Source organism: Tessaracoccus zhenghani (assembly GCF_055326325.1).
In genome coordinates this window covers 336,870-361,025 of sequence record NZ_JBUZNQ010000002.1, presented here as the reverse complement: position 1 = coordinate 361,025, position 24,156 = coordinate 336,870, and the positions used below count along the sequence as shown (strand labels likewise).

At 68.8% G+C, this 24,156-nt stretch carries 25 protein-coding genes; 17 read left to right on the top strand and 8 right to left on the bottom strand.

Annotation, left to right across the window (positions count from 1 at the left end):
* Positions 1-5: 5 nt before the first annotated feature.
* Positions 6-1,790, bottom strand: a complete 1,785-nt coding sequence (metG, locus tag ACZK4S_RS05515) for a methionine--tRNA ligase (RefSeq protein ID WP_463643627.1) — start codon at positions 1,788-1,790, stop codon at positions 6-8.
* A 226-nt stretch (positions 1,791-2,016) separates the two neighbouring features.
* On the opposite strand from metG, the gene ACZK4S_RS05510 reads away from it, so the two are divergent.
* The 14 genes from ACZK4S_RS05510 to ACZK4S_RS05445 all read left to right on the top strand — a co-directional run bounded on the left by ACZK4S_RS05510 (position 2,017) and on the right by ACZK4S_RS05445 (position 13,287).
* Positions 2,017-4,116, top strand: a complete 2,100-nt coding sequence (locus ACZK4S_RS05510; protein ID WP_463643626.1) for a pyruvate formate lyase family protein — start codon at positions 2,017-2,019, stop codon at positions 4,114-4,116.
* 13 nt (positions 4,117-4,129) lie between these two features.
* The gene (gene grcA2 / locus ACZK4S_RS05505; RefSeq protein ID WP_076060246.1) at positions 4,130-4,381 is read left to right on the top strand and encodes an autonomous glycyl radical cofactor GrcA2; all 252 of its coding nucleotides are present in this window, start codon (positions 4,130-4,132) and stop codon (positions 4,379-4,381) included.
* Complete coding sequence (gene pflA / locus ACZK4S_RS05500; RefSeq protein WP_463643625.1) at positions 4,378-5,235, top strand: pyruvate formate-lyase-activating protein; 858 nt, start codon at positions 4,378-4,380, stop codon at positions 5,233-5,235. The genes grcA2 and pflA overlap by 4 nt, the downstream gene beginning before the upstream one ends.
* A gap of 35 nt (positions 5,236-5,270) precedes the next feature.
* Positions 5,271-5,579: a WXG100 family type VII secretion target gene (locus ACZK4S_RS05495; protein ID WP_463643624.1), complete on the top strand. Its 309-nt coding sequence runs from the start codon at positions 5,271-5,273 to the stop codon at positions 5,577-5,579.
* On the top strand, positions 5,576-7,192 hold the full coding sequence (locus tag ACZK4S_RS05490; RefSeq protein WP_463643623.1) for an alpha/beta hydrolase family protein: 1,617 nt from the start codon (positions 5,576-5,578) through the stop codon (positions 7,190-7,192). The genes ACZK4S_RS05495 and ACZK4S_RS05490 overlap by 4 nt, the downstream gene beginning before the upstream one ends.
* Complete coding sequence (locus tag ACZK4S_RS05485) at positions 7,192-7,974, top strand: hypothetical protein (protein WP_076060237.1); 783 nt, start codon at positions 7,192-7,194, stop codon at positions 7,972-7,974. Before ACZK4S_RS05490 ends, ACZK4S_RS05485 begins: the two co-directional genes overlap by 1 nt.
* Entirely contained in the window at positions 7,974-8,408 is a 435-nt protein-coding gene (locus tag ACZK4S_RS05480; protein ID WP_463643622.1) for a hypothetical protein, read from the top strand. Before ACZK4S_RS05485 ends, ACZK4S_RS05480 begins: the two co-directional genes overlap by 1 nt.
* Positions 8,409-8,525: 117 nt before the next feature.
* A complete protein-coding gene (locus ACZK4S_RS05475; RefSeq protein WP_463643621.1) occupies positions 8,526-9,137 on the top strand; it encodes a hypothetical protein in 612 nt (203 codons plus the stop codon).
* On the top strand, positions 9,134-9,517 hold the full coding sequence (locus ACZK4S_RS05470; protein ID WP_463643620.1) for a YchJ family protein: 384 nt from the start codon (positions 9,134-9,136) through the stop codon (positions 9,515-9,517). The genes ACZK4S_RS05475 and ACZK4S_RS05470 overlap by 4 nt, the downstream gene beginning before the upstream one ends.
* Before the next feature lie 84 nt (positions 9,518-9,601).
* A complete protein-coding gene (locus ACZK4S_RS05465; RefSeq protein ID WP_463643619.1) occupies positions 9,602-10,138 on the top strand; it encodes a SulP family inorganic anion transporter in 537 nt (178 codons plus the stop codon).
* 96 nt (positions 10,139-10,234) lie between these two features.
* A complete protein-coding gene (locus tag ACZK4S_RS05460) occupies positions 10,235-11,053 on the top strand; it encodes an ABC transporter ATP-binding protein (RefSeq protein WP_463643618.1) in 819 nt (272 codons plus the stop codon).
* Complete coding sequence (locus ACZK4S_RS05455) at positions 11,050-11,682, top strand: ABC transporter permease (RefSeq protein WP_463643617.1); 633 nt, start codon at positions 11,050-11,052, stop codon at positions 11,680-11,682. The genes ACZK4S_RS05460 and ACZK4S_RS05455 overlap by 4 nt, the downstream gene beginning before the upstream one ends.
* Complete coding sequence (locus tag ACZK4S_RS05450) at positions 11,679-12,344, top strand: ABC transporter permease (RefSeq protein ID WP_463643616.1); 666 nt, start codon at positions 11,679-11,681, stop codon at positions 12,342-12,344. Before ACZK4S_RS05455 ends, ACZK4S_RS05450 begins: the two co-directional genes overlap by 4 nt.
* 22 nt (positions 12,345-12,366) lie before the next feature.
* Positions 12,367-13,287, top strand: a complete 921-nt coding sequence (locus ACZK4S_RS05445) for an ABC transporter substrate-binding protein (protein WP_463643615.1) — start codon at positions 12,367-12,369, stop codon at positions 13,285-13,287.
* A 104-nt stretch (positions 13,288-13,391) separates the two neighbouring features.
* Here ACZK4S_RS05445 and ACZK4S_RS05440 read toward each other — a convergent pair whose 3' ends face one another.
* The gene (locus tag ACZK4S_RS05440) at positions 13,392-14,315 is read right to left on the bottom strand and encodes a ribonuclease HI family protein (RefSeq protein ID WP_076060223.1); all 924 of its coding nucleotides are present in this window, start codon (positions 14,313-14,315) and stop codon (positions 13,392-13,394) included.
* 59 nt (positions 14,316-14,374) lie between these two features.
* Positions 14,375-15,265, bottom strand: a complete 891-nt coding sequence (locus ACZK4S_RS05435) for a GNAT family N-acetyltransferase (RefSeq protein ID WP_182764518.1) — start codon at positions 15,263-15,265, stop codon at positions 14,375-14,377.
* A 116-nt stretch (positions 15,266-15,381) separates the two neighbouring features.
* On the opposite strand from ACZK4S_RS05435, the gene ACZK4S_RS05430 reads away from it, so the two are divergent.
* Positions 15,382-17,685 (top strand): ATP-binding cassette domain-containing protein, encoded by a 2,304-nt coding sequence (locus ACZK4S_RS05430; RefSeq protein WP_463643614.1) that lies wholly within the window; start codon positions 15,382-15,384, stop codon positions 17,683-17,685.
* A gap of 29 nt (positions 17,686-17,714) precedes the next feature.
* Positions 17,715-18,889, top strand: a protein-coding gene (locus ACZK4S_RS05425) for an IS3 family transposase (protein ID WP_463643613.1) whose coding sequence is annotated in 2 segments (ribosomal slippage) — positions 17,715-17,994 and positions 17,994-18,889 — 1,176 coding nt in all. Because the reading frame shifts where the segments join, the coding sequence is not laid out codon by codon here.
* A gap of 88 nt (positions 18,890-18,977) precedes the next feature.
* Here ACZK4S_RS05425 and ACZK4S_RS05420 read toward each other — a convergent pair.
* From ACZK4S_RS05420 to ACZK4S_RS05400, 5 genes are all read right to left on the bottom strand, one after another.
* Positions 18,978-19,523, bottom strand: coding sequence for a DinB family protein (locus tag ACZK4S_RS05420; protein WP_463643612.1), 546 nt, complete (start codon positions 19,521-19,523; stop codon positions 18,978-18,980).
* A gap of 116 nt (positions 19,524-19,639) precedes the next feature.
* Entirely contained in the window at positions 19,640-20,260 is a 621-nt protein-coding gene (locus tag ACZK4S_RS05415; RefSeq protein ID WP_463643611.1) for a response regulator, read from the bottom strand.
* Complete coding sequence (locus ACZK4S_RS05410; RefSeq protein WP_463643610.1) at positions 20,257-21,471, bottom strand: sensor histidine kinase; 1,215 nt, start codon at positions 21,469-21,471, stop codon at positions 20,257-20,259. Before ACZK4S_RS05410 ends, ACZK4S_RS05415 begins: the two co-directional genes overlap by 4 nt.
* On the bottom strand, positions 21,468-21,914 hold the full coding sequence (locus tag ACZK4S_RS05405) for a DUF2871 domain-containing protein (RefSeq protein WP_463643609.1): 447 nt from the start codon (positions 21,912-21,914) through the stop codon (positions 21,468-21,470). Before ACZK4S_RS05405 ends, ACZK4S_RS05410 begins: the two co-directional genes overlap by 4 nt.
* An 86-nt stretch (positions 21,915-22,000) precedes the next feature.
* Positions 22,001-23,071: an adenosine deaminase gene (locus ACZK4S_RS05400; protein WP_463643608.1), complete on the bottom strand. Its 1,071-nt coding sequence runs from the start codon at positions 23,069-23,071 to the stop codon at positions 22,001-22,003.
* Between the two features lie 58 nt (positions 23,072-23,129).
* Between ACZK4S_RS05400 and ACZK4S_RS05395 the strand changes: the two genes are divergently transcribed.
* Complete coding sequence (locus ACZK4S_RS05395; RefSeq protein ID WP_463643607.1) at positions 23,130-24,155, top strand: hypothetical protein; 1,026 nt, start codon at positions 23,130-23,132, stop codon at positions 24,153-24,155.
* Position 24,156 lies beyond the last annotated feature (1 nt).

Here is a 24,156-nt window from a genome sequence, read left to right as displayed (position 1 = left end):
GCGGGCTACTCCGGGATGGGCGCGAATGCCGGGCCGGTCTGGCCCAGCTTCTCGTCCAGCTTCGTGAACAGCGGCGAGGGCTTCTGCAACGGCGTGCCGGCGACGATCGGGCGCGACTCCCACACCGCCAGCTGCGACGCGTAGTCGCCCTGCAGGGTGGGGTAGGTCAGGTCGCCGTCGGTCACGTCGACGATCTGCGGCTGCGCGGCCCACACACCCTCGTTGCCGAGCGCCTCGAAGATCTGCTGGGCGGCGTGCGGGAGGTACGGGGTGAGGAGCGTGTTGCAGTCCGAAATCACCTGGAGCGCAACGTGCAGGACGGTGTCGCGGCGGGCCGGGTCGTCCTTCAGCTTCCACGGCTCCATGTCGGAGATGTACTTGTTGGCGAGGCCGACGACACGCATGGCCTCGGTGATACCGGCCTTGAACCGGCGGGCGGCGATGTGGTCCCCGACGGTGTGGAAGGCCTCCCGAGACGCGTCGAGCAGCGCCCGGTCCTCGTCGCTGAGCTCGCCCATGGCCGGGATGGCTCCGTTGTTCTTGTGCGCCATGGAGATCGAGCGGTTGACGAGGTTGCCCCACTCGTTGGCCAACTCGAAGTTGGTCCGGCGGACGAATTCCTCCCACGTGAAGTCCGTGTCCTGGTTCTCGGGGCCGGCCACGGCGATGTAGTAGCGCAGCGCATCGGGGCCGAACTCGTTGAGGAAGTCGCCGACGAAGATGGAGGCGCCGCGCGAGCTGGAGACCTTCGAGCCGCGCATGGTCATGAACTCGGAGCTGACCACTTCCGTGGGGAGCCGCAGCTCGCCGAGCTCGGGACGGATGGTGCCGCCCATCGTGCCCTGGCCGTTGGCGCCCAGCAGGATGCCCGGCCAGATGACGGAGTGGAAGACGATGTTGTCCTTGCCCATGAAGTAGTAGGAGGAGGCCCGGTCGTCGTTCCACCACTTGCGCCACGCGTCCGGGTCGCCGGTGCGCTTGGCCCATTCGATGGATGCCGAAAGATAGCCGATGACGGCGTCGAACCACACGTAGATGCGCTTCATCGGGGCGTCGCGCCAGCCGTCGAGCGGGACGGGCACGCCCCAGTCGAGGTCACGCGTGATGGCGCGCTCACGGATCTCCTTGAGCAGGTTGTGCGAGAACTTCAGCACGTTGGGGCGCCAGTCTTCCCGCGAATCGATCCACTCGGCCAGCTGCGGTGCGAGCTTCGGCAGATCGAGGAAGAAGTGTTCGGTCTCCACGAAGTTGGGGGTCTCGCCGTTGACCTTGGACTTCGGGTCGATGAGGTCTGCCGGGTCCAGCTGGTTGCCACACTTGTCGCACTGGTCACCGCGGGCGTTGTCGTACCCGCAGATGGGACACGTGCCCTCGATGAAGCGGTCCGGCAGGGTGCGACCCGTCGACGGCGAGATGGCGCCCATCTGCGTCTTCGCGACGATGTAGCCGTTCTCGTAGAGGGCGGTGAAGATCTCCTGCACCACGTGATAGTGGTTCGGCGTGGTGGTGCGCGTGTACAGGTCGTAGCTGAGGCCGAGCCCCTGCAGGTCCGAGACGATCTGGCCGTGGTACTTGTCCGCCGTCTGGCGAGCCGTGAGGCCCTCTGAATCGGCCTTCACCTGGATGGCGGTGCCGTGCTCGTCCGAGCCGGAGACCATGAGCACGTCGTGGCCCGCCATGCGCATGTACCGGGAGAACACATCGGAGGGAACCCCGAAGCCCGAGACATGACCGATATGGCGGGGGCCGTTGGCGTAGGGCCAGGCAACGGCAGCAAGAACGTGACTCATGCGCGTCATCCTATCGTCGCCGCCACATGGCGGCGATGTCGCCGAAACCCGCTGATGTCGGCGCCCCGGCAAACGCTCGTTCCGTCTGACCACTGGAACCCGACCTCCGGGTTCCATGCCGTGTCGTGGGAGTTTGTCCAAACCCTGCGCCCCCATACGGGGCCCCAACGCTCAGCCACCATGCCCGAATCGCTTAGTCCTACAAATCGTCGTAAACTGTTCCCTCGTGACGTTGAACGTAGCCGAAGACACATTGGTAAACGACCCCACCGAGTGGGACGGATTCACAGAGGGCCCCTGGCGGACCCAGATCGAGGTGCGGGACTTTGTCCAACGCAACTACACCCCGTATGACGGGGATGCCTCCTTCCTCGCCGGCCCCACCGAGAAGACGACTGCCACCTGGCAGCGCCTCGAAGACAACTACCTCTCCGTCGAGCGCCGCAACCGCGTGTTCGCCGTCGACGCCGAGATCCCGGCCGACATCGACGCCTTCCCGGCGGGTTACATCTGGAAGGGCGATGACGTGGTCGTCGGCCTGCAGACCGACACCCCGCTGAAGCGCGCCATGATGCCGTTCGGCGGCTGGCGCATGGTCGAGACCGCGCTGCGCGAGGCCGGCGCCAAGCCGGACGAGCACGTCAAGGAGATCTTCACCAAGTACCGCAAGACGCACAACGAGGCGGTCTTCGACATCTACACGCCGCGCATCCGCGCCGCGCGCTCCTCGCACATCATCACGGGCCTGCCGGATGCCTACGGACGTGGTCGCATCATCGGCGACTACCGCCGCGTCGCCCTCTACGGCGTCGACGCCCTCATCGAGGACAAGAAGCGCGCCAAGGACGCGGTCGCCGACGAGGGCTTCAGCGAGCACTGGGCCCGCTACCGCGAGGAGCATTCCGAGCAGATCAAGGCCCTGCAGAAGCTGAAGCACCTGGGCGAGATCTACGGCTTCGACATCTCGCGTCCGGCCAGCACCGCCAAGGAGGCCGTGCAGTGGACGTACTTCGGCTACCTCGCCTCCATCAAGAGCCAGGACGGCGCGGCCATGTCGATCGGCCGGCTGTCGGCCTTCCTCGACGTCTACTTCGAGCGTGACCTGGCCGCTGGCCTCATCACCGAGACCGACGCGCAGGAGATGATCGACGCACTGGTCATCAAGCTGCGCATCGTGCGCTTCCTGCGCACCATCGACTACGACCAGATCTTCTCCGGCGACCCCTACTGGGCCACCTGGTCCGACGCGGGCCTCGGTGAGGACGGCCGCTCGATGGTCACCAAGACCTCGTTCCGTCTGCTCCAGACGCTGCGCAACCTGGGCCCCGCCCCCGAGCCGAACATCACCGTCTTCTGGGATCCGGCCCTCCCCCAGTGTTACAAGGATTTCTGCGCGGCGATCTCGATCGAGACCAGCTCGCTGCAGTACGAGGCGGACGACCGCATCCGCGACTACTGGGGCGACGACGCGGCCATCGCGTGCTGCGTGTCGCCCATGCGGGTGGGCAAGCAGATGCAGTTCTTCGGCGCCCGCATGAACGCCGCCAAGGCGCTCCTCTACGCCATCAACGGTGGCCGCGATGAGATGAGCGGCAAGCAGATCGTGGAGGGCTACGAACCCGTCACGGGCGACGGCCCCCTGGACTTCGACGACGTGTGGCACCGCTACGAGCAGGTGCTGGACTGGGTGGTGGCCACCTACGTGGAGGCGCTCAACATCATCCACTACAGCCACGACAAGTACGCCTACGAGTCGATCGAGATGGCGCTGCACGATTCCGAGATCCTGCGCACGCTGGGCTGCGGCATCGCCGGCCTGTCGATCGTGGCGGACTCGCTGTCGGCCATCCGCTACGCCACCGTCACCCCGGTGCGCGACGAGACGGGCCTCGTGATCGACTACCGGACCGAGGGCGACTTCCCCCGCTACGGCAACGACGATGACCGTGCCGACGAGATCGCCGCCGTCGTGGTGCACACGATCATGCAGAAGATCCGCGCGCAGCACCTCTACCGCGACGCGCTGCCCACGCAGTCGGTGCTCACGATCACCTCGAACGTGGTGTACGGCCGCAACACCGGCGCCTTCCCGTCGGGCCACAAGGCCGGCGCCCCGTTCGCGCCCGGCGCCAACCCGGAGAACGGCGCCGACTCGCACGGCATGCTCGCGTCCATGCTGTCGGTGGGCAAGCTCGACTACCACGATGCCCTCGACGGCATCTCGCTGACCAACACCATCACCCCGTCGGGCCTCGGCCGCGACAAGACCGAACAGGTGAGCAACCTCGTCGGCCTGCTCGACGCCGGCTTCGTGCCCGAGAACTAAGGAGAACCCCCAGATGTCAGTCAAGACCTTCGATGAGCGCCTGGCCACGATGAAGGCGTCGCGCGACGAGCGCTCGCACCAGCCCGGCCTCTTCCACGCCAACATCAACGTGCTCAACCGCGAAACCCTCGAGGACGCGATGGAGAACCCGGACAACTACCCGAACCTGACCATCCGCGTCTCGGGTTATGCCGTGAACTTCGTGAAGCTCACCAAGGACCAGCAGCGCGACGTCCTGGCCCGCACGTTCCACGGGAACGCGTGACCACAGAAGAGCTACCGGTGCTCGACGTCCCGCGCCTGCGCGCGACGTCGGGCACGGCCGGTATCGCGTCGGCCGGCGAGATGACGCACGCCGAGCACATCGCTGCTGTCCGCAGCGGTGAGCTCGGCTCCGTGCATTCCTGGGAGCTCGTCACCGCGGTCGACGGGCCGGGCACCCGGCTGACGGTCTTCCTGGCAGGCTGCCCGCTGCGCTGCCTCTACTGCCACAACCCGGACACGTATTTCACGAACAAGGGCGAGCCCGTCCTGCTCGACGACATCGTGGCCAGGGTGCGCCGGTACCGCGGGGTCTTCCGCGCCACGGGCGGCGGGTTGACGCTGTCCGGCGGCGAACCCCTCTTCCAGCCCGTCTTCGCAGGACGCCTGTTGCGTGCCGCGAAGGAGATGGGCCTGCACACCGCGCTCGACACCTCAGGCTTCCTCGGGCGCAACGCGTCCGACGAGTTGCTCGACGACGTCGACCTCGTGCTGCTGGACATCAAATCGGGTGACCCGGACACCTACGTGCGCACCACCGGGCGCGAACTGCAGCCCACGCTCGACTTCTCCCGCCGCCTTGCGGAGCGGGGCAACCGGATGTGGATCCGCTTCGTGCTCGTCCCCGGCCTGACCGACGACGTGGCCAACGTCGACGCGGTCGCCGCGCATGTCGCGACGTTGGGTGACGCCGTCGAACGGGTCGAGGTGCTGCCGTTCCACCAGATGGGCCGCGACAAGTGGGCATCCCTCGGCATCCCCTACGAACTCGCGGACACCGAGCCCCCGTCGAAGGACCTCATCGAGCGGGTGATGGGCCAGTTCCGGGCCCACGACCTCCCCACGTTCCGGGGCTAGCGTCGGTGACCCCTGCCCTGCATAGGGTCAGGGGCATGGGTGAGGGCTACAAAGTCGACTACGGCGCGCTGGAGCAGACCGCCGACGACGCGCATGCGCTCGCGTCGGATGCGCCCGGCGCCACGAAGGGCATGCGCCTCAACCGGGTGGTGGCTGCGCTGCCCGGCAGCCTGAGCGCCGGCCGGGCCGCCGAGACCGACGCCGAGTGGGTGACGTCGGCGGAACAGTTGACGACAGACCTCCACGGGTTCGCCACCGCGCTCGAAACCACCGCCCGCAACTACCGAGCCGCCGAGGATGCCGCCACCGAGTCGGCGACGGGCTTCTTCGGATGCCTGCCGTGAGGTGGTCCGACGGCCTCGCCCTGCAGCCCGTCGAACTGCGGGCCCAGGCCCAGGGCCTGCTCAACAGCCACTCGGCCCTGACGCGAATACACGGGCAGCTGGAGTCCCACGACTTCTCCACCTGGGACGGCGACGCCGCCGCCCGGGGTCGCGAGGCCCACCGCACACTCACCAGGTCCGTGCGGCGCCGCGTCGACGAACTGCCGCCCGTCGCGAGCGCGCTGGACAGCGCCGCCGGCACCTTCGACGACATCCAGCACGCGCAACACAGCACCCTCGACAAGGCCCACCGGTGGGGTTTCTCCATCGGCGACAGCGGCGGGATCACCAACGAACAGGGCTTCAACCTCGACCCGCGTCGCCCGGTGGTCAGGATGCAGCTCAGCGCCTCCGTCGTCTCGCTGCTGTTCCGGCTGAACGCCTGCGACGCCTCCCTCGCGGCGAAGCTGTGGGTGGCCGATGCGCGGAGCACGATGGTCGGCTGGGGCGATGCCGCCGTCGACGGCGGGCGCTGGATCGGAAACCGGGTCGGCGAAGGCATGGAGTGGGCGGTGGACACCGCCACCAACGCGGCCGTCAGCGTCCAGGAGTTCTTCGACCGCCGTGCACTGGCGGTGGGCTCTGCCTGGGATCGCTGGGCGGAGCTGGGAGACAACCCGCCGCAGTGGCTGGTGGACTGGCGCCAGAACGGAGAGGTGCCCTACCTCTCGCAACTCGGCGCCTACGCCATCACGCGGCTGGGGCAGGGCGCAGGCCTCGTCGGCAACGCCGTGGTGGGCCGGGACCTGCAGATCTTCGAGGACGGCACGCCCTACGTCGGGCCGGTGCAGCGCAATCCCCACGAGAGCAGCTACGCGGGCCTGTCAGATGTCATGGAGACCATGATGAAGGCCTATGACACTGGGGGCGCCGAGCGCACTTCGGTCACCGTCACCGCCGTCGTGGACGGGAACGGCAACGTGCGCTACGTGGCGGCCATCTCCGGCACCGCGCACGCGATGACGACCATGGAGGGGTGGGCCGGGCAGCCGTCAGGGCTGGACTGGGCCGCCAACTTCCTCCACCACGGCGTGGGCCCCACCTCTGCCACGCATGCCGCGTCACAGGCCATCCAGGACGCCATCGCCGAGGACCTGGCCCACCGCAGCGCCAACGGGTTGCCGGTACCGAGCGGCCGGCCGGAACTGCTGCTGACGGGGCACTCGCAGGGCGGGATCGTGGCCGGGCAGTTGATCACGGACGACCAGTTCCTCAGCGGCGTGGACGTGAAGGGCATCATCAGCGCGGGCGCGCCGACGGAGTCGCTGAACATGCGGCCGGACGTGCCGGTCTACAACTTCCAGACCCAGTACGACCCCGTCCCCCGAACAGACGTCAACGGATACCGGCTCGACGGCACGAGGGATGTGCCCGGCAACGTGACCAACATCACCCTCGACCACTCCGGCTCCGGTCCGGCGGACTACCTGCCCACGTACACCCACCTGCAGGACACCTACCGGCAGGACGTGGCCGCGTTGGGCCCGGTCCAGGCCCTGGAGGAGAGCTACGGCAGCTTCTTCAACGGCACGACCACCACCTATTCCGTAGAGTTCGGGCGAGAGGTGAAGTGATGACCGACGAGACGATGGTGACCCAGGACGGAATCCGCGTGGGCCTGGTGGGGTTCGAGACCTGGGCCGCGGCCATGGAGCAGATCCGCGACGACACGCTCCCCCATGCAGACGAGGACACCCTCGCCGGCTGGGAGGCCGCGGGCATCGTCACCCCGCGCGGCCTGGCCGCCGACTGGGGCCTGGCGTTGCGCGTCGCGCAGCGGGCGCGCGCCGGGATGGAACTCGTCTCCGTGTTCCAGGGCGTCGCCTTCGACGCGATGGTCTTCGTGCTGGGCGACGACATGGTGACGGTCACGTCGCGAGCTGCGGTGGCGCCCGCCGAGAACGGGTGGCAGGCCACAGGCGTGGATCCCATGCTCGAGGTGGCGTTGGCGCCGTCGTCGGATCCGTGGCTGTTGCTGCGCCGCGCCCTTCCGCCGCTGGATCTCGCGCGCGCCCAGCCCCGGCTGCCCCGCGGCGACGAGGCCGTGCCGTTGATGTTGAAGCTGGAGGAGGTCCCCACCGCCTGGGAGTACGAGCGGAACCTGTTCGCCCAGCGCCTCCTACAACTTCCCACCCTGCCCGCGGACGTCCGCGACGCCCTCGAGCCTGAGGCCAGCGTCTTCGCCTACGCGGTGGGCGAGCCGAGCACCGGCCCCTCCGCGTCCAGCGACGCCTGGGCCGTCGGGCGCAACCTCTACTACATGGTGCCGGGACGCACGGGCATCACCCAGGTGCCGCCCGGCCAGTTGGGGGCGCAACTCGTCTCCAGGCTTGCTGCCGCGGCCGGAGGACGTTGATGCAGCGACGGGCACTGTTGATGGGAGTCGGTGTGGGGGTTTTGGGACTGTTCGGATGCGGATCCAAGGACGCGGACGTCACAGACGAGGAGTGGAATCGACGCCTGGTCGAGGCGCTGGAGCCGCTGGACCACGTCGAGGAGTTGACGGACTTCAGCTACTCCATGCAGGGGGCGTTCGGCGGGAGGGACTCGGCCTGGGTCTCCGGCACCGTCCGCTCGGACACCAACGACCCCGCCACGAACGAGGCGCTGCTGGAGGAGATCGGCCGGCAGATCGCCACCGTCCACCGCGATAACGGTGCCAGGCGCTCGTCGATCATGGTTCACGTCCTCAGCCCGAACCTCACGAAGTACAAGTTCGAAACGATGTTGGACGTCGATCTTGCCACGCTCGACGCCCTCGCTGCGCACTACGGCATCGCGCGTCGCTGAGCGACGTCCATCCGTGGTCCCAGCCCGGATCCTCCTTCGGTCCAGCGCAACGGCTCGTGGGTACCGCAGTGCTGACGTCCACAGAAGCCACCGGGGATCAGCCCCTAGGGTCGGGGCATGAGGTTCCTGACATTTCTTGTGCTGTCGCTACTGCTGGGCGGCTGTGGCGTCGCGACCCAGCGGGCCGAGCCGGCCGTCGAGGCACCGCCGGAACTGCCGCCCGAGGTCCGTCTCCCGGAGCCCGAGCCATCCCCCCGGGGCGTGGAACCCCTGGACCAGGACCCGCCCGTCGAGAAGAAGCCCCAGATCGTCTACGTCGACGAGGAGCCGCCCTGCTCTGAAGGTCAGGCGTTGTCCGTTGCCTTCGTCGGCTACGACGCGGCGCTGGGCAGCCGCTTCCACTGGGCGCGCGTGCGCAACTGCACCGACGAGACGCTCACCCTGCCAGAACCCGTCCTCCGCGGCCGGGACCTGGGCAACAGCTGGGGCGACATGATCACCGCACCAGCCTCCGGCCTTGAGCCCAGCCCGCTCCTCGAGCCAGGCGCCTCCGCGCTACTGACCCTCAAGTGGCTCAGCAACGGTCGCTGCGAGCGAGGAATCCAGGATCTGCGGCTCGTGCTCGGCGGGGAGTCCTTCGACTCGCCGGAGAACTGCCTTCAGCTAGGTGGTAGCTTCGCCCCTGAACGCGAGGCCGACATCACCTGGACCTGGGGAGACAACCTATGAGCGCACCGCTGCCGTGCCCCTGCGACACCGGCAAGGTCTACCCGGCCTGCTGCGGCCGCTTCCACGACGGCCGCCCGGCCCCCACGGCCGTCGCGCTCATGCGGTCGCGCTACTCCGCGTTCGTGTTCGGCCTGAGTGACCACCTCATGGAGACCTGGCACCCGACGACGCGCCCACCGTCGATCAGCCTCGACGACGGCACCCAGTGGTCCGGCCTCGTGATCGAGCGGACCGAGCGGGGCAATGCCTGGGACGACGAGGGCACCGTGCAGTTCACGGCCACGTTCCTTTCGCCCGATGGCATGGGCGTGTTGCAGGAGCGCAGCCGCTTCACCCAGGTGGACGGCCGCTGGTATTACGTCGACGGCACGCTGGGCTGACCCGAGCGCCGCCCGGCCCGCCTCCGGTCCGGACGCCCCTTCGCCGGGGGCAGATTTTTCGCGCACGCCGCCGCTGTCAGTAAAGTGCTGCCCGAACTCCTCATCCCCCAGGTGCCGTTCACGCTCGAGACGCTGCGCATCATCGCGCCGTACGCGCTGGGCATGGCGCTGGTGGGCCTGATGGAGTCGCTGATGACCGCCAAGCTCGTCGACGACATCACCGACACACACTCCACCAAGACCCGCGAGGGCTGGGGGCAGGGTGTCAAGCCCTCCACCCTGCGCCGCATGCCGCACAGCGAGAACATCGGGATGTTCGTCACCGTCATCGTCACGGTGCTGACCAGCAACCTCGCCATCGGCGTGCTGGTGGGCGTCAACGCGGCCATCATCGTCTTCGCCCGCCGCGTGGCTCGCTTCGCGAAGGTGCAGCGCATCGACGGCGAGGGCGGCCCCGTCTACAAGGTGACCGGTGAGCTCTTCTTCGCCACCAGCAACGACCTCGTCTACCAGTTCGAGTCGAAGTACGAGCGCTACGGCAAGAACGTCGAGATCGTCGGCCTGAATGCGTCGTCGGCGGCCCGCCACCAGCGGCCCTCGGGGCAACTCGGCGCCCACTGACGCCGTAGGGGCCGGGCAGAGAGCCGGGGTAGTGCGGCCGGACCCGCTGGTGTGCGCCGACAATGTGGCTAGGATCGCAAGCATGGCGGTGGCCGCGTGATCGAATTCGAGCAGGTCTCGAAGCTGTACGGCGGCCAGACGCCCGCCGTGGCAGAGTTCAGCGCGCGCATCCCCTCCCACACCACCACCGTGTTGGTCGGCTCGTCCGGATGCGGCAAGACCACCCTGTTGCGGATGGTGAATCGCATGGTGGAACCCACTGCGGGGCGGGTGCTGATCGACGACGAGGACATCGCCGGCCAGGACCCGGTCGCCCTGCGCCGACGCATCGGCTACGTGATGCAGAGCGCGGGTCTCATGCCGCACCGCACCGTCGTCGACAACATCTCGACCGTGCCCCGCCTGCTGGGCACGACGCGGCGCGACTCCCATCGACGTTCGGCAGAACTGATGGAACTGGTCGGCCTCGACGCCGGCCTGGCTGGTCGCTACCCCGCGCAACTCTCGGGCGGGCAACAGCAACGCGTCGGCGTGGCCCGCGCCCTGGCCGCTGACCCCAACATCCTCCTCATGGACGAGCCGTTCGCGGCCGTCGACCCCATAGTGCGCGCGGACCTGCAGAACGAACTGCTGCGCCTTCAGGCCGAGTTGGGCAAGACCATCGTGTTCGTCACCCACGACATCGACGAGGCACTCCTGCTGGGTGACCAGATCATCATCCTCGAGCAGGGCGGCCACGTCGCCCAGCGGGGCACCGGCCCGGACATCCTGGCGGCGCCGGCGAACGCGTTCGTCGCCGACTTCCTCGGCCTGGGCAGGGACGCTCGGGCGCTGCACATCGTGGATTCCGCGGAGGGCCGCATCGTCGTCGACGGGCGTGGCCGCGCCGCGGGGAGACTCGCGGAGCCGTCGTGACCTGGATCGCCGCGAACCTCGACCTCATCTGGGAGCGCACGCTCGCCCACCTCGCCCTCGCGGTGCCCGCCATCGCCGCCAGCTTCCTGGTGGCGCTGGTCATCGGCGGCTTCGCGGCGGGACGGCGGCGGCTCCGCGCCCCGCTGGTCACTGGCGCTGCGCTCCTGTACGCCATCCCCTCGCTGCCGCTCTTCATCGTGCTGCCTGCCCTGATCGGCACCGGCGTCCGCGACAGCCTCAACGTCATCGTCGCGCTCACGCTGTACGGGCTGGCGTTGATGGTCCCGGCCGTGGTCGACGCGCTGCGCGCCAACGAGAAGGGCCCGGTCGACGCGGCGAGGGCGCTCGGTTACACCCGGGCGGCGCGGTTCCTGACCGTCGAGTTGCCGCTGGCCGGGCCCACGCTGCTGGCCGGCCTGCGCGTCACCTCCGTCAGCACGGTGTCGCTGGTGACCGTCGGTGCCGTGCTGGGCGTCCCCAGCCTCGGCATGCTGTTCACCGACGGGTTCCAGCGCGGGATCACCGCGGAGATCCTCACCGGCCTCGTCATGACGGCCGTCGTGGCGCTGGTCCTCGACGCGGCCTGGGTGCTGCTCGGACGCTGGCTGATGCCGTGGCGGCGCGCATGAGACACCTCATCGACGCCGTCGTCTGGCTCACCGACCCCGCCCACCTGCTGGGCGACGGCGGGGTGCTGCACCGGGCCGTGGAGCACCTGGCCTACTCGGTGGTGGCCGTGGCGATCGCGTGCCTGATCGCGGTGCCGGTCGGCTGGTTGGTCGGGCACAGCGGCCGGTTCGACGGCCTGACCGTCGCGACGACGGGGACAGCCCGCGCCCTGCCCACGCTCGGGGTCCTCACCCTGGCGGGCCTGGCCTTCGGGGTGGGCCTGGTCGGGCCCATGGTGGCCTTCGTGATCCTCTCCGTCCCGTCCATCCTGGCCGGCGCCTACGCCGGGATCCGCGCCATCGAGCCCGCCACCATCGACGCGGCACGTGCCACCGGGCTCAGCCCGAGTCAGGTGCTGTGGCGGGTGGAGGTGCCGCTGGGCCTGCCCCTGCTCACCGGCGGCATCCGCTCGGCGATGCTGCAGGTGATCGCCACGGCGACCCTCGCCGCCTACGTCGGGGCAGGAGGTCTGGGGCGGCAACTCTTCCTCGGCCTACGCACCCAGGACTACCCTCAGATGCTCGGGGCCGCGCTCGCCGTGATGACCATCGCGCTGATCGTCGACCTCGTGTTCGCCTGGCTGCAACGCCGGGTGACGCCCGCTGGTATCAGGACCCCCTGACCACCTCCCGGAAGGAACCACCATGACCGCCCTCCGCCTGACCATCCTCGCGGCAGCCACCGCCCTCGCCCTGGCCGGCTGCGCATCCACAGACCCACTCGGCGAGCCCTCCGCCGACGCCACCTCGGCTCAGCCGGAGGGCGGGCAGACGCTCGTCGTCGGCTCCCAGCAGTACTACTCCAACGAGATCATCGCCGAGCTGTACGCCCAGGCGCTCGAGGCCGAGGGGTACACGGTCGACAGGCAGTTCCAGATCGGGCAGCGCGAGACCTACCTGCCGGAACTGGAGGCGGGCAAGATCGACGTCTTCCCTGAATACACCGGCAACCTGCTGCAGTACGTCGACGCCGAGACCACGGCCCGCACCGCCGATGAGGTGAACGCCGCCCTGGCTGAGGCACTCCCGGACGGGCTGCGCGTGCTGGACCCGGCCGAGGCCACGGATCAGGACTCGTACACCGTGACGGCGGCCTTCGCCGAGGAGCATGGCCTGACGGCGATCGCCGACCTGGCTGGCGTCGGGGAGCCGCTGAAGATGGCCGCGAACTCCGAGTTCGCCACCCGCCCCTACGGCCCGGAGGGGGCGAAGGAGATCTACGGCGTCGACATCGAGGTGCTCCCGGTGGAGGATTCCGGTGGCCCGCTGACGGTTCGGGCGCTGACCGACGGGACGGTGCAGGTGGCCGACATCTACACCGCAGACCCGGCCATCGCCGCCAACGACCTGGTCGTACTGGAAGACCCCGAGGGCCTGATCCTGCCGCAGCAGGTGGTTCCGCTGGTCTCCGACAAGGTCGATGAGGCCGCCGAGCAGGCCATCGCATCGGTGAACGAGAAGCTCACCCCGGAGGCGCTGCGCGAACTCAACGCCCGCAGCGTCGACGAGCAGCTGGGCTCAGAGGAGATCGCCGGCGACTGGCTCGAGGAGAACGGCCTGCTCTGAAGCTGAGACGCCAAGAATGCTCCCTCGCGGGGACTGCCCAGCGTGACCCCACGCAGGGCGCCCTCCGCGAGGGAGCTTTTTCTCTTGAGCGAGGCGCCGCCCGGTCAGCCGACGGCGTCGGCGAGCGTGACCTGGGCGAACCGCATCAGCCAGCCGTCGGGGGTCTGCTGCCACAGCGAGAAGCGCAGGCGGCTGAGGTCGTCGCCCTGGCGCCAGCGCACGCCCGCAACTCCGTCGGCGTAGGTGTCGACGGCGAGCACCTCGAAGCGCGACGACGTGGGCTGCCACGCCCCGTGCGCCTTGTGGACGATCTGGCCGTCGAGCGCATGGGCGACGAAATGGGGGTGGAGCAGCGCGCCGAGCGCCCGGGAGTCGCCTCTCACCTCGTCGTCGAGGAGTTCACGCGTGAGTTGCAGGAGCTTGGCCTTGACCCGCGGTGAAGCGGTGCCGGGGCATCCGCCGGCCGGGCCAGAGGGCGCCGGCTCGGGCTCGCCGAGGGAGAACAGGTCCGGCTCCGGATCTGTGGACCCGATGGCGAACTCCTGCTCCCTCGATTTGGGGGCGGCGGCCGACGGGAAGCCCGGGCCGGGATCGAAGGCGACACCCTGCTGGAACGCGAACGCGGCGGCCCTGGCCCGCTCGTCGGCCGCTTCGTTCATTGCGTGCCCTGCATGACCCTTGACCCACTCGAAGTGCAGGTTGCGCCCCTGCATCGCCACGTCGAGTTCCTTCATCAGTTCGACGTTGAGGACCGGCTTGCCATCGCCCTTCTTCCAGCCCCGGCGCTTCCACCCCGGCAGCCATTTGGTCAGCGAGTTGATCACGTACTGCGAGTCGCAGAGGATGCGCATGGGCTCGTCGACGTGCGCCGTGGACTGCAGCAGGTCCAGCACCGCCATGAGTTCACCCATGTTGTTGGTGCCGTGCGGCCAGCCCCCGGAGGCCCACGCGTCGTCGCTGATGTACCAGGCCCAGCCTGCCGGGCCTGGGTTGGAGAGGGAGGAACCGTCTGCGGCAGCAACAATCACGCCCGACACCCTACCGCCGCCCCGAGAGTTGGCGAGCGCGGGCGAACGCTACGAAGGACTCATCCGGCGGTGGGCGGGAAGAGGTAGGCGTAGGTGTGGTGCTCCACGAAGCCCTCCTTGGCGTACAGCGAGCGGGCGGCGGTGTTCTCCTCCCCCACCTGAAGGGCGACGAAGCGGCACTCCACCGAATCCACCAACGCCCGCGTCATCGCCCGCCCCCAACCGGTGCCCCGCAGTGCGGGAGCGACCTCGACCGACGAGATGACCGCCCACGAACCCCACAGGGCGACGCGCCCCACGGCGATGCCCGGGATCTGCGCATAGGTGGCCGGGGCGCTGGTCATCTCCGCCACCAGGTCGGCGTCCGTGCGGCCGCCACGCCAGATGGAGAGCCACCCCTCGTCGGGCTCAGACGACTTCTTGACCTCGACGTGGTCATACGGCAGGTCATCAGCCCGGGCCACCATCACGACGGTGGGGCCACGCAACTCGTAGCCCGCGGCCTTGGCCAGGTCGATGACGGGATCACCCATGACCACCTGCAGGATGGTGGGCCGGCCGCGCCACTCGTCGGCCAGTGTGAGCGCCTCGTTCCACGGCATCCCGGGGTCGCCGCCCACCAGGGTGGAGTTCGCCCGGGTGGTGCGCCGGTTGCCGTCGCGGAGGACCCAGCCGCCCAACCGCGCGCGACGCAGCCCGGGCCAGGTACGGTCCAGCATCCGCTGCATAGCGTCGGGGGGCGAGGCCGGCAGCACAGTGCGTTCGGGGACCCGTTTCAGGTTCTTCACCATCGAGCGTTGCAGCCACACGGCCGGCTTGTCCTCCGGGAGCACCACCAGGCGGTCGTCGTCGGCGGCGATGAGGTGGCCGACCAGATCTGAGGCGCGCCCGTCCGCGTCGAGATGCCGCAGCGTGATGCGCGGCGCTCCGGCGGGGACCTCGATGATCATTGCGCCAGATTACTTCACCGCCCCCGCCCCCTCGGGCCCCCGTCGACCCCGTGAAACTCGGGTGGGGTGGCCAAGGGGTCTGGCCGGGGCCACTCCTGCGGGGGCATACTTACCCGGTGGCAGAGCATGATCGGATCAAGGTCCGCGGCGCGCGCGTCAACAACCTCAAGGACGTCTCCGTCGACGTCCCGAAGCGGCAGTTGACCGTCTTCACCGGAGTGTCCGGTTCGGGCAAGTCGTCCCTGGTGTTCGGCACCATCGCGGCGGAGTCGCAGCGGCTCATCAACGAGACCTACCCCGCGTTCGTGCAGAGCTTCATGGCCTCCCCCGCCCGGCCCGACGTGGACCGGCTGGAGAACCTGTCGGCCGCCATCGTCGTCGACCAGGAAAGGATGGGAGCCAACAGCCGGAGCACCGTCGGCACCGCCACCGACGTCAACTCGTTGCTGCGGCTGGTCTGGTCCCGCCTGGGCACGCCCCACGTGGGGCCCAGCTTCCACTTCTCCTTCAACACGCCGCAGGGCATGTGCCCGGCATGCGAGGGCAACGGCAAGGTGTCGGCCGTCGACGAGACGCTCATCGTCAACACCGAGCTCTCCCTCAACGACGGTGCCATCACCGTCCCCGGCTACGGGGTGGGGACCTGGCAGTGGAAGATGTACGGCGAGGACCCCGAGCTGGACCCGGATAAACCAGTCAAGGACTACACGCCGACGGAACTCGAGCGGTTGATGTACGACCCCGGCACCCGGGTGAAGTTCCTGGGCATGAACACCACGCACGAGGGCATCGTCGTGCGCGTGAAGCGCCAGTTCCTCAACCCGGAGAAGGAGGCCGGCCAAAAGCACATCCGCGAATTCGCGGAGCGGATCGGCACCTTCGCCGCGTGCCGCGAGTGCGGTGGCACGCGGCTCAACGAGGCGTCGCGCTCCGCTGAGGTCGACGGCGTGACGCTGCCCAGCGCGCTGGCGTGGCAGGTCTCTGACCTGCGCGAATGGGTCCTGGAACTGGCAGGCCACACCACCTCCGCCAAGGCGCTTCCCGTCCTCACCGCGCTGGCGGACCAACTCGGCTCGCTGGTGGAGGTGGGGCTGGGCTACCTGTCGCTCGACCGCGAATCCGGCACGCTGTCCGGCGGCGAGGCCCAGCGGGTCAAGATGGTGGGCCACCTCGGATCCGCGCTGACGGACGTGACCTACGTGTTCGATGAGCCCACCGTCGGCCTCCACCCGCACGACATCAACCGGATGATCGACCTCCTGCAGTCGCTGCGCGACAAGGGCAACACCGTGCTCGTCGTGGAACACAAGCCGCAGGTCATCGAGCGGGCGGACCACATCGTCGACATCGGCCCCGGCGCCGGCTCCGACGGCGGCGAGATCGTCTACGTCGGCGACCTTGAGGGCCTCAGGAGGTCCGGCTCCATCACCGGCGAACTGATGGACCACAAGCCCACGCTGCGCACCCACCGGCGCACGCCGTCGGGCGCGATGGAGATCCGCGGGGCCACCACGCACAACCTCAAGGGCGTCGACGTCGACGTGCCGCTCGGCGTGCTGACGGTGGTCACGGGCGTGGCGGGCTCAGGCAAGTCGTCGCTGATCCACGGCTCGATCCAATCGGGCGCGCTGAAGAAGGCCGGCGAGATCCGCGTGGTCGACCAGGGCGCCATCCGCGGCTCCATCCGCTCGAACCCCGCCACCTACACCGGTCTGTTGGACCCCATCAGGTCGGCGTTCGCGAAGGAGAACAAGGTCAAGCCAGCGCTCTTCTCCGCCAACTCGGCCGGTGCCTGCGAGAACTGCAAGGGCCTGGGCATCGTGTACACGGATCTGGGCATGATGGCCGGAGTGGCCAACACCTGCGAGGTGTGCGAGGGCCGACGGTTCACCGACGAGGTGCTGCAGTACCGGCTCCACGGGCTCAACATCGCCGAGGTGCTGGCGCTGCCGATCGGGAGGGCCGCCGAGGTGTTCACCGCCGGCACCCCGAAGAAGATCCTGGACCGCCTCCTGGCGGTGGGCCTGGGCTACCTCAGGCTCGGGCAGCCGCTCTCCACCCTGTCCGGCGGCGAGCGCCAGCGCATCAAGCTCGCGATCCGCATGGCCGAGGGTGCCGGCGTCTACGTGCTGGACGAGCCCACCACGGGGCTGCACCTCGCCGACATCGAGGCGATGCTGGAGATGCTCCACGGCCTCGTGGACCGCGGCAACTCCGTCATCGTGATCGAGCATTCGCTGGCCGTGATGTCGCACGCCGACTGGATCATCGACGTGGGCCCGGGCGCCGGCCACGACGGTGGCCGCATCGTCTACGAGGGTACGCCCGAAGGCCTGATGGATGCGGGCACCCTGACCGGCGACCACCTGAAGCAGGGACTGCTGACGGTTTGGTTGACTCCAAGACCGCATGATTCCTGAGAGGGGGGCGTGCTGAAAGGATGGCAACCATGCCGAAGATCACCTACACCGACGAGTTCAAGCGCGACGCGGTCGCGTTGGTCGAGTCGGGTATCCCGCAAAAGCAGGTCGTCAAGGACCTCGGAGTGGCGAAGACCACGCTGCAAGCCTGGCTCCGTGATGCCAGGTTCAAGTCCCATGGGATGACCCCGACCACCGATCCAGAGGCCCGCAAGGACATGTCGCAGGCACTGCGTCGGATCCGGGAGTTGGAGAGGGAAAACGAGGTGCTGCGGCGCGCGGCGGCGTATCTGTCGCAGGCTCACATCACGCCCCCAAAATGATCTATCCGCTCGTGAAGGAGATGGCCGCGGTCGGTGCCCGGGTGAGGGTGCCGGTGGCGGTCGCGTGCCGGATACTGGGATTCTCCAAACAGGGCTACTACAAATGGCTCAAGCAACCGGTGTCAGCCCGTGAGGCCGAGGAGCAAGAACTCATCTCGGTGCTGCATCAGCTGCACACCGACGACCCGGAGGGCGGCTACCGGGTACTGGCAGACGACCTCGCTGAGTTGGGCTACGAGTTGTCGGAGCGCAGAGTGTGGCGGTTGTGCCGGGTCGCCGGGATCCAGTCGGTGTTCACCAGGCGCAAGACCCGCTACAAGAAGGCCGGCGCGCCGGTTCACGATGACCTGGTCAACAGGCAGTTCAGCGCTGACGGACCCAACCAGGTGTGGCTGACCGACATCACCGAACACCGCACCCGCGAGGGCAAGGTGTATCTGTGTGCGATCAAGGACGTGTTCTCCAACCGGATCGTGGGCTACTCGATCGATTCACGGATGAAGGCCCGTATCGCCGTCAACGCGCTCGAGATGGCGGTGGCCCACCGAGGCGGGCCCGCTGGGGTGATCGTCCATTCCGATAGAGGCTCCCAATTCCGGTCGCGCCGCTTCCGCAAGGCGCTGAAGCGTCACAGGCTACGTGGCTCGATGGGCAGGGTCGGGGCATGTGGCGATAACGCCGCGATAGAGTCGTTCTTCGCGCTACTCCAGAAAAACGTCCTCGACCGTCGATCCTGGGGCACACGAGAGGAACTGCGCCTGGCTATCGTGTCCTGGATCGAGGGGAAGTACCACCGCAAACGCCGTCAACGCCGCCTCGGAAAACTCACCCCCATCGAGTTCGAACTCATCATGAACCCAGCCGCTAAACTGGCGGCATAACCCCGGAGGTCAACCAAACCTTCGGCAGTCCCGCAGTACCTGGCTCCCTGACCGCGAATCGGCAGGGTTCGAACCACCCGCAGGCGACTCAGCCGGCGACGTCGTGCAGGTGGTGGATCAGGTCGTGCGCGAAGTACAGGCCCAGTGACTGCGCCGTGAACTCGGAGCCGTTACCCCGCAGCCCCGCCCAGGACCACTGCTCCCCGACGGGCTCGGCCCACGCCTTCGCCGCGGCTTCGGCCCGTTCCTTGATGAGGACGGCCGTGGCGTGGCCGTTGGCCTTCCAGTACTCCTTCTCGACGGCGGCGGCGTCCTGGTCCCAGTCCTCGAACTCGGTGCCCGCTCCGTCGCTGTCGAGGATCAGGCCCAGGCGTTGCGTCATGACCGCCATGACGTCCGCCACGTGCTGCCCGTATTCGATGGGCGACCACGTCTCCGGCCACGGACGCTCCTCCGCGCCCTTCCGCTCGACGGCGACCTCGAACCGCTCGGCCGCGCCCAGGATGAGCGTGGGCAGGTCCTCCGTCGACACCGTGGCGGGGTCGAAGCCGCACTCAGGACAGGCCCGGGAGGTGACCCAGGTCCAGTCCTTGACGTCGGCAACAGGTGCAACGGGGGCGTTCGGCTCAGTCATGGCACGACATTAGCGCCAGTGGCATTCAGGAGTTCGGCATCCACCGTCGCGCGCAGCACGGAGGTGCGCTCCTGAGAGGGAACTGGGCAGCGATCATCCGGCGAGGACACCAGCGGTCAGCTCAGAAGGCCGTGCCGGCGCGCCGCGGCGACCGCAGCGGTACGCGAATCAGCGTCCAACTTTCCGAACGCATGCACCAGATGGGTCTTGACGGTGCCCTCGGAGATGAACAACTGCCTGGCGATCTCCCGGTTGGTGCTCCCCTCGGCAACCAGCCGCAGCACGTCGAGTTCCCGCGCACTCACGGCGGGCACGCCCTGCGACATCCGTTCGACGACGCGCACCTCGAGGTCGCGCGAGAGCACCAGCCGCCCGGCGGCCGCGTCGGCGATGCCCTCGATGATGTCTTCGGGCTGCGCATCCTTGAGCAGGTACCCCGCGGCCCCGGCCAGGACGGCCCTGGCGATGTCGGAGTCGTTGTCGTAGGTGGTGAGGATCAGCACCGCCGGCGGGCGGGGCCGGCGTCTGACCGCCTCGGTGACGCCCACGCCGTCGAGTCCCTCTCCCAGCCTCAGGTCGCAGAGGACCACGTCGGGCGACAGCTCGTCCACCAGCCGCAGTGCCTCCTCGCCCGTGGCGGCGGACCCGATCACCTCGATGGCGGCGGCCCCGCTCAGCAGCGCCGCGACGCCGGACCGCACCACCGGATGGTCGTCCACCAGCAGTACCCGGATCATGGCAACACCTCGTCCGCCCGCACGAGCGGCAGGCGGGCGGTGACGGCCGTGCCACCTCCCGGCTCCGATTCGACGGTGAGCTCACCGCCCAGGTCTGCGAGGCGCTCGCGGAGAGCGCGCAGCCCGTAGCCCCCGTTCATGGTGCGCTCCACCGTGACGGCCGGGTCGAATCCGACACCGTCGTCGACGACATCAAGGTGGACGTGGTCCCCTGCGCGGGCCAACTCGACGCCGACGCGGCCGGCCCGCGAGTGCTGGCGCACGTTGGCCAACGCGTTCTGCGCCGCGCGCAGCAGCGCCACTTCAGTGGACGTGGCGAGCCGGGGCAGCTCGGGGTCGACGGTGACGTCCCACTGCGCTCCGAGCGCTTCGGCCACCTCCGCCGTCAGGCGGCGCAGCGGTGCAGCGAGGCCACCCGCGCCGGCCTCCTCAGGCGCCAAGGCGTAGACGACGCGGCGTGACTCTGCGAGGTTCTCCCTCGCCGTGGCCTCGATCTGGGCGATGAGGTCCCGCGCCGGGTGGTCGGCTGCTTTACGGCCCGCAGCCCGGGCAAGGAGCACGATGGAGGAGAAGCCCTGCGCCAAGGTGTCGTGGATATCATGGGCGAGCCGGGTGCGCTCAGCCAACTGACCGGCCTCACGCTGCAGGCGCGCGGTCTCGTCATGGGCCCGCAGCACCTCGTCCAGCAGGCGACGGTGCTCAGAGACCTCGTGCTCGAACTTGAGCACACCGCGCGACAGCCCCACCGCGATCAGTGCGCCCGAGAGTGGTCCCAGAATGGAGCCGACGCCGCCGTCTCCGCCCATGCTCAGCACCGTCACGATCACGGCGAGAGTGACGGCGGTGAGCAGCAAGGACGTCAGTAGCGGCAGCACCGCCGCGCCCATCAGCCACAGCGGAAAGGCGATCCACAGGTAATTCGGTGAGATCCACATCAGCGTTGTGGACAACGTGAACAGGACGCTCATCCACACCGTGCGGCCCAGCGCGCCCATCCTGTCGACGCTCTGGAGGACCAACACGAACACCAGCAGGGTCACGGCGGCCACGGGCCAGGCCCAGAAAGCTGCCCAACCGAGTTCAGGCAGGACGCTGGCGATGATCAGCAACCCGACGAACATCACCGCCTGCCCGGCCCTCAACCACCAGGAGGCCGACCACCTGGGCGCGCGAGCGACGCCCAGTTGGGCTCGCGGGGAAGGGGTCGTCACGCCTCCACGGTAGCGGTCTCCAGCGGCTGGCGGGCGTCGGCCTTCAGCGCCTTGCCGAGGATGACGAAGAAGTACACCCAGGTGCCGGTCAGGATCATGTGACCGAGGCCCGCGAAGCCGGGCCACATGGCGGAGGTGGCGATGGGAGCCTCGAGCACCTGGAGGGTGCCCTTCACCACCATGGAACCGAACGTGAAGGCGAGGCCGATGTTGTAGAGCAGGGTGAAGAGCTTGGCGCTCTTCTCCGCGATGGGGAAGACCTTGGCCAGCGCCAGGATGGCGAGGAACACCAGGGTCCCGAGCGCCAGTGCGTGCGTGTGGGCGGTCGAGAGCATGGTGTCGCCGGTGAACTCGTTGATCTTGGTCATTTCGCGCCAGTAGAGGCCCGAGGCGAGTCCGAGGGCGGTCCAGGTTCCGGCGGAGAGGAGGAGTCGATTCAGCATGCATCCATCGTCGCGATTCCGCTCACAGGGTTCACCCGGCAGGCATCCATCCTTCGGTGGATACAGCCTCCCCGGCCTTCCGGACGTCAGCGGGCGGCGGCGAAGGCGGGGAGGATGACCTCGCGGATCATCGATTCGCGCTGGTCGTGCGGCAGGAACGCCGCGCGCATCGCACCCACAGTGGTCCGCTCGACGTCGTCGTGGTCCCAGCGGAACGTCTCCACCAGCTTGAGGTACTCGCGCGACATCGTGGTGTCGCTCATCAACCTGTTGTCACAGTTGACGGTCACGTTGAACTGGAGGCCCTTCAGCAGGTCGATGGGATGGTCCTTCATCTGCCCCGCGATGCCGGTCTGGAGGTTCGACGACGGCGCCACCTCGAGCGGGATCTGGGCATCGCGCACGTACGCGGCCAGCCGGCCGAACCGCACGCGGTCCTCCTCGATGGTCAGGTCCTCGACGATCCGCACGCCGTGGCCCAGACGGTTGCCGCCGCACAGCTGCACGGCCTCCCAGATCGAGGGCGGCCCGAATGCCTCGCCCGCGTGGATGGTGAAGAACATGTTGTGCTTCTTGAGCAGGCGGAACGCACCCTCGAAGCGCGACGGGGGGAAGCCGTCCTCCGCCCCCGCAATGTCGAACCCGCAGACGGAGTCGTCGCGGTTGTCGATGGCCAGTTGCGCGATCTCGACGGTGGGGTCGTCCTGGCGCAGCGAGGTGAGGATCTGCCGCGCGACGATGGCGTGGCCCGACGCCGCGGCCGCCCTCATGCCGGAGGCCAAGCCGTCGCGCACCGCCTCCACCGACTGCTGCAGCGTCAGCCCCTTGGCCACGTGCTGCGCTGGGGCCCAGCGCGCCTCGGCGTAGACGACGCCGTCCTCGGCCTGGTCGACGACGAACTCGTGCGCCACCCGCTCGAGCTGCTCGGCGGTCTGCATCGCGGCGACCGTGTGCGCGAACGTCTCCAGGTAGCGCACCAGCGAGCCGGAGTCTGCGGCTTCGAAGAACCACCGGCGCAGAGCCTCCGGATCCGTGGTCGGCAGCTCGTGGCCGTTGGCAGCGCAGTGCTCGATGACGGTTTCGGGGCGCAGCCCTCCGTCGAGGTGGTCGTGGAGTGCAACTTTGGGCAGTGCGCGCAGGTCGTCGAGGCTCAGCATGGGCTCAGGCTACCGGGCAGGCCGGGGAGCTGCCCCCGATCCGTGGCAGGCTGTTGCAATGGCTGAGCTGAACAGAAGAGCACTGATCGCGGGAACCGCAGCAGGCGGCTTCGCCCTGGCGACCGGTTGCACCGACGCGGGATCCCCGGTGGCGCCCCCCTCCGAGAACCCGACGTCGGCCTCGCCGACCACCGCTTCCCGCAGCCCAGCGGCGTCGGCGTCGGCCAGCCAGTCGCCGGAGCCCAGCAGCCCCTCCCCCGAGCCCTCGCCCACCCCGCAGGTGGCCGAGTTGCCCGGCGGCGGCACCACCCCGTTCCCGGACCGACGCATGGTCGCCCTGTACGGACACCCCACGGCGCCGGTGCTCGGCATGCTGGGCGAGCAGCCGCCCGCCCAGGCGGTCACCCGGGTCAACGCGCTCGTCGCGGAGTACCAGAAGCTCCTGCCCGACGAGAAGGTCATCGGGGCGTTCGAGATCATCGTCACGGTGGCCTCGGCGTCGAGGACGGCCGACGGTTCCTACTCGAATCGCACCCCGATCGAGACGATCATGCCGTGGATCGAGGCGGCCGAAGCCAACGACATCTACGTCATCATCGACCTCCAGCCCGGCCGCGTCGACTTCCTCACGCAGGCCAAGCTGTACGAGGAACTGCTCCGCCGCCCGTCGGTGGGTCTCGCGCTCGATCCGGAATGGCGCCTCAAGCCCAACCAGGTGCACCTGCGCCAGATCGGGCAGGTGGCCATCGAAGAGGTCAACGCCGTGGGCACCTGGCTGGCAGACCTGGTGCGTGACAACAACCTGCCGTCGAAGGTGCTCGTCCTGCACCAGTTCCAGCCCCGGATGGTCATCGGCAGGGAGCGGCTCGACACCAGCCGCCCGGAGATCCAATACCTCATGCACGCCGACGGGCAGGGCGGCCAGCCGGCGAAGCAGGCCACCTGGCAGGCGCTGCTGAAGGACCTGCCCCAGAACGTGTTCCTCGGCTGGAAGAACTTCGAGGACGAGGACCTGCCCATGCTGACGCCTGAGCAGACGGTGGCGCAGGTCAAGCCGTTGCCCCACCTCGTGTCCTACCAGTAGA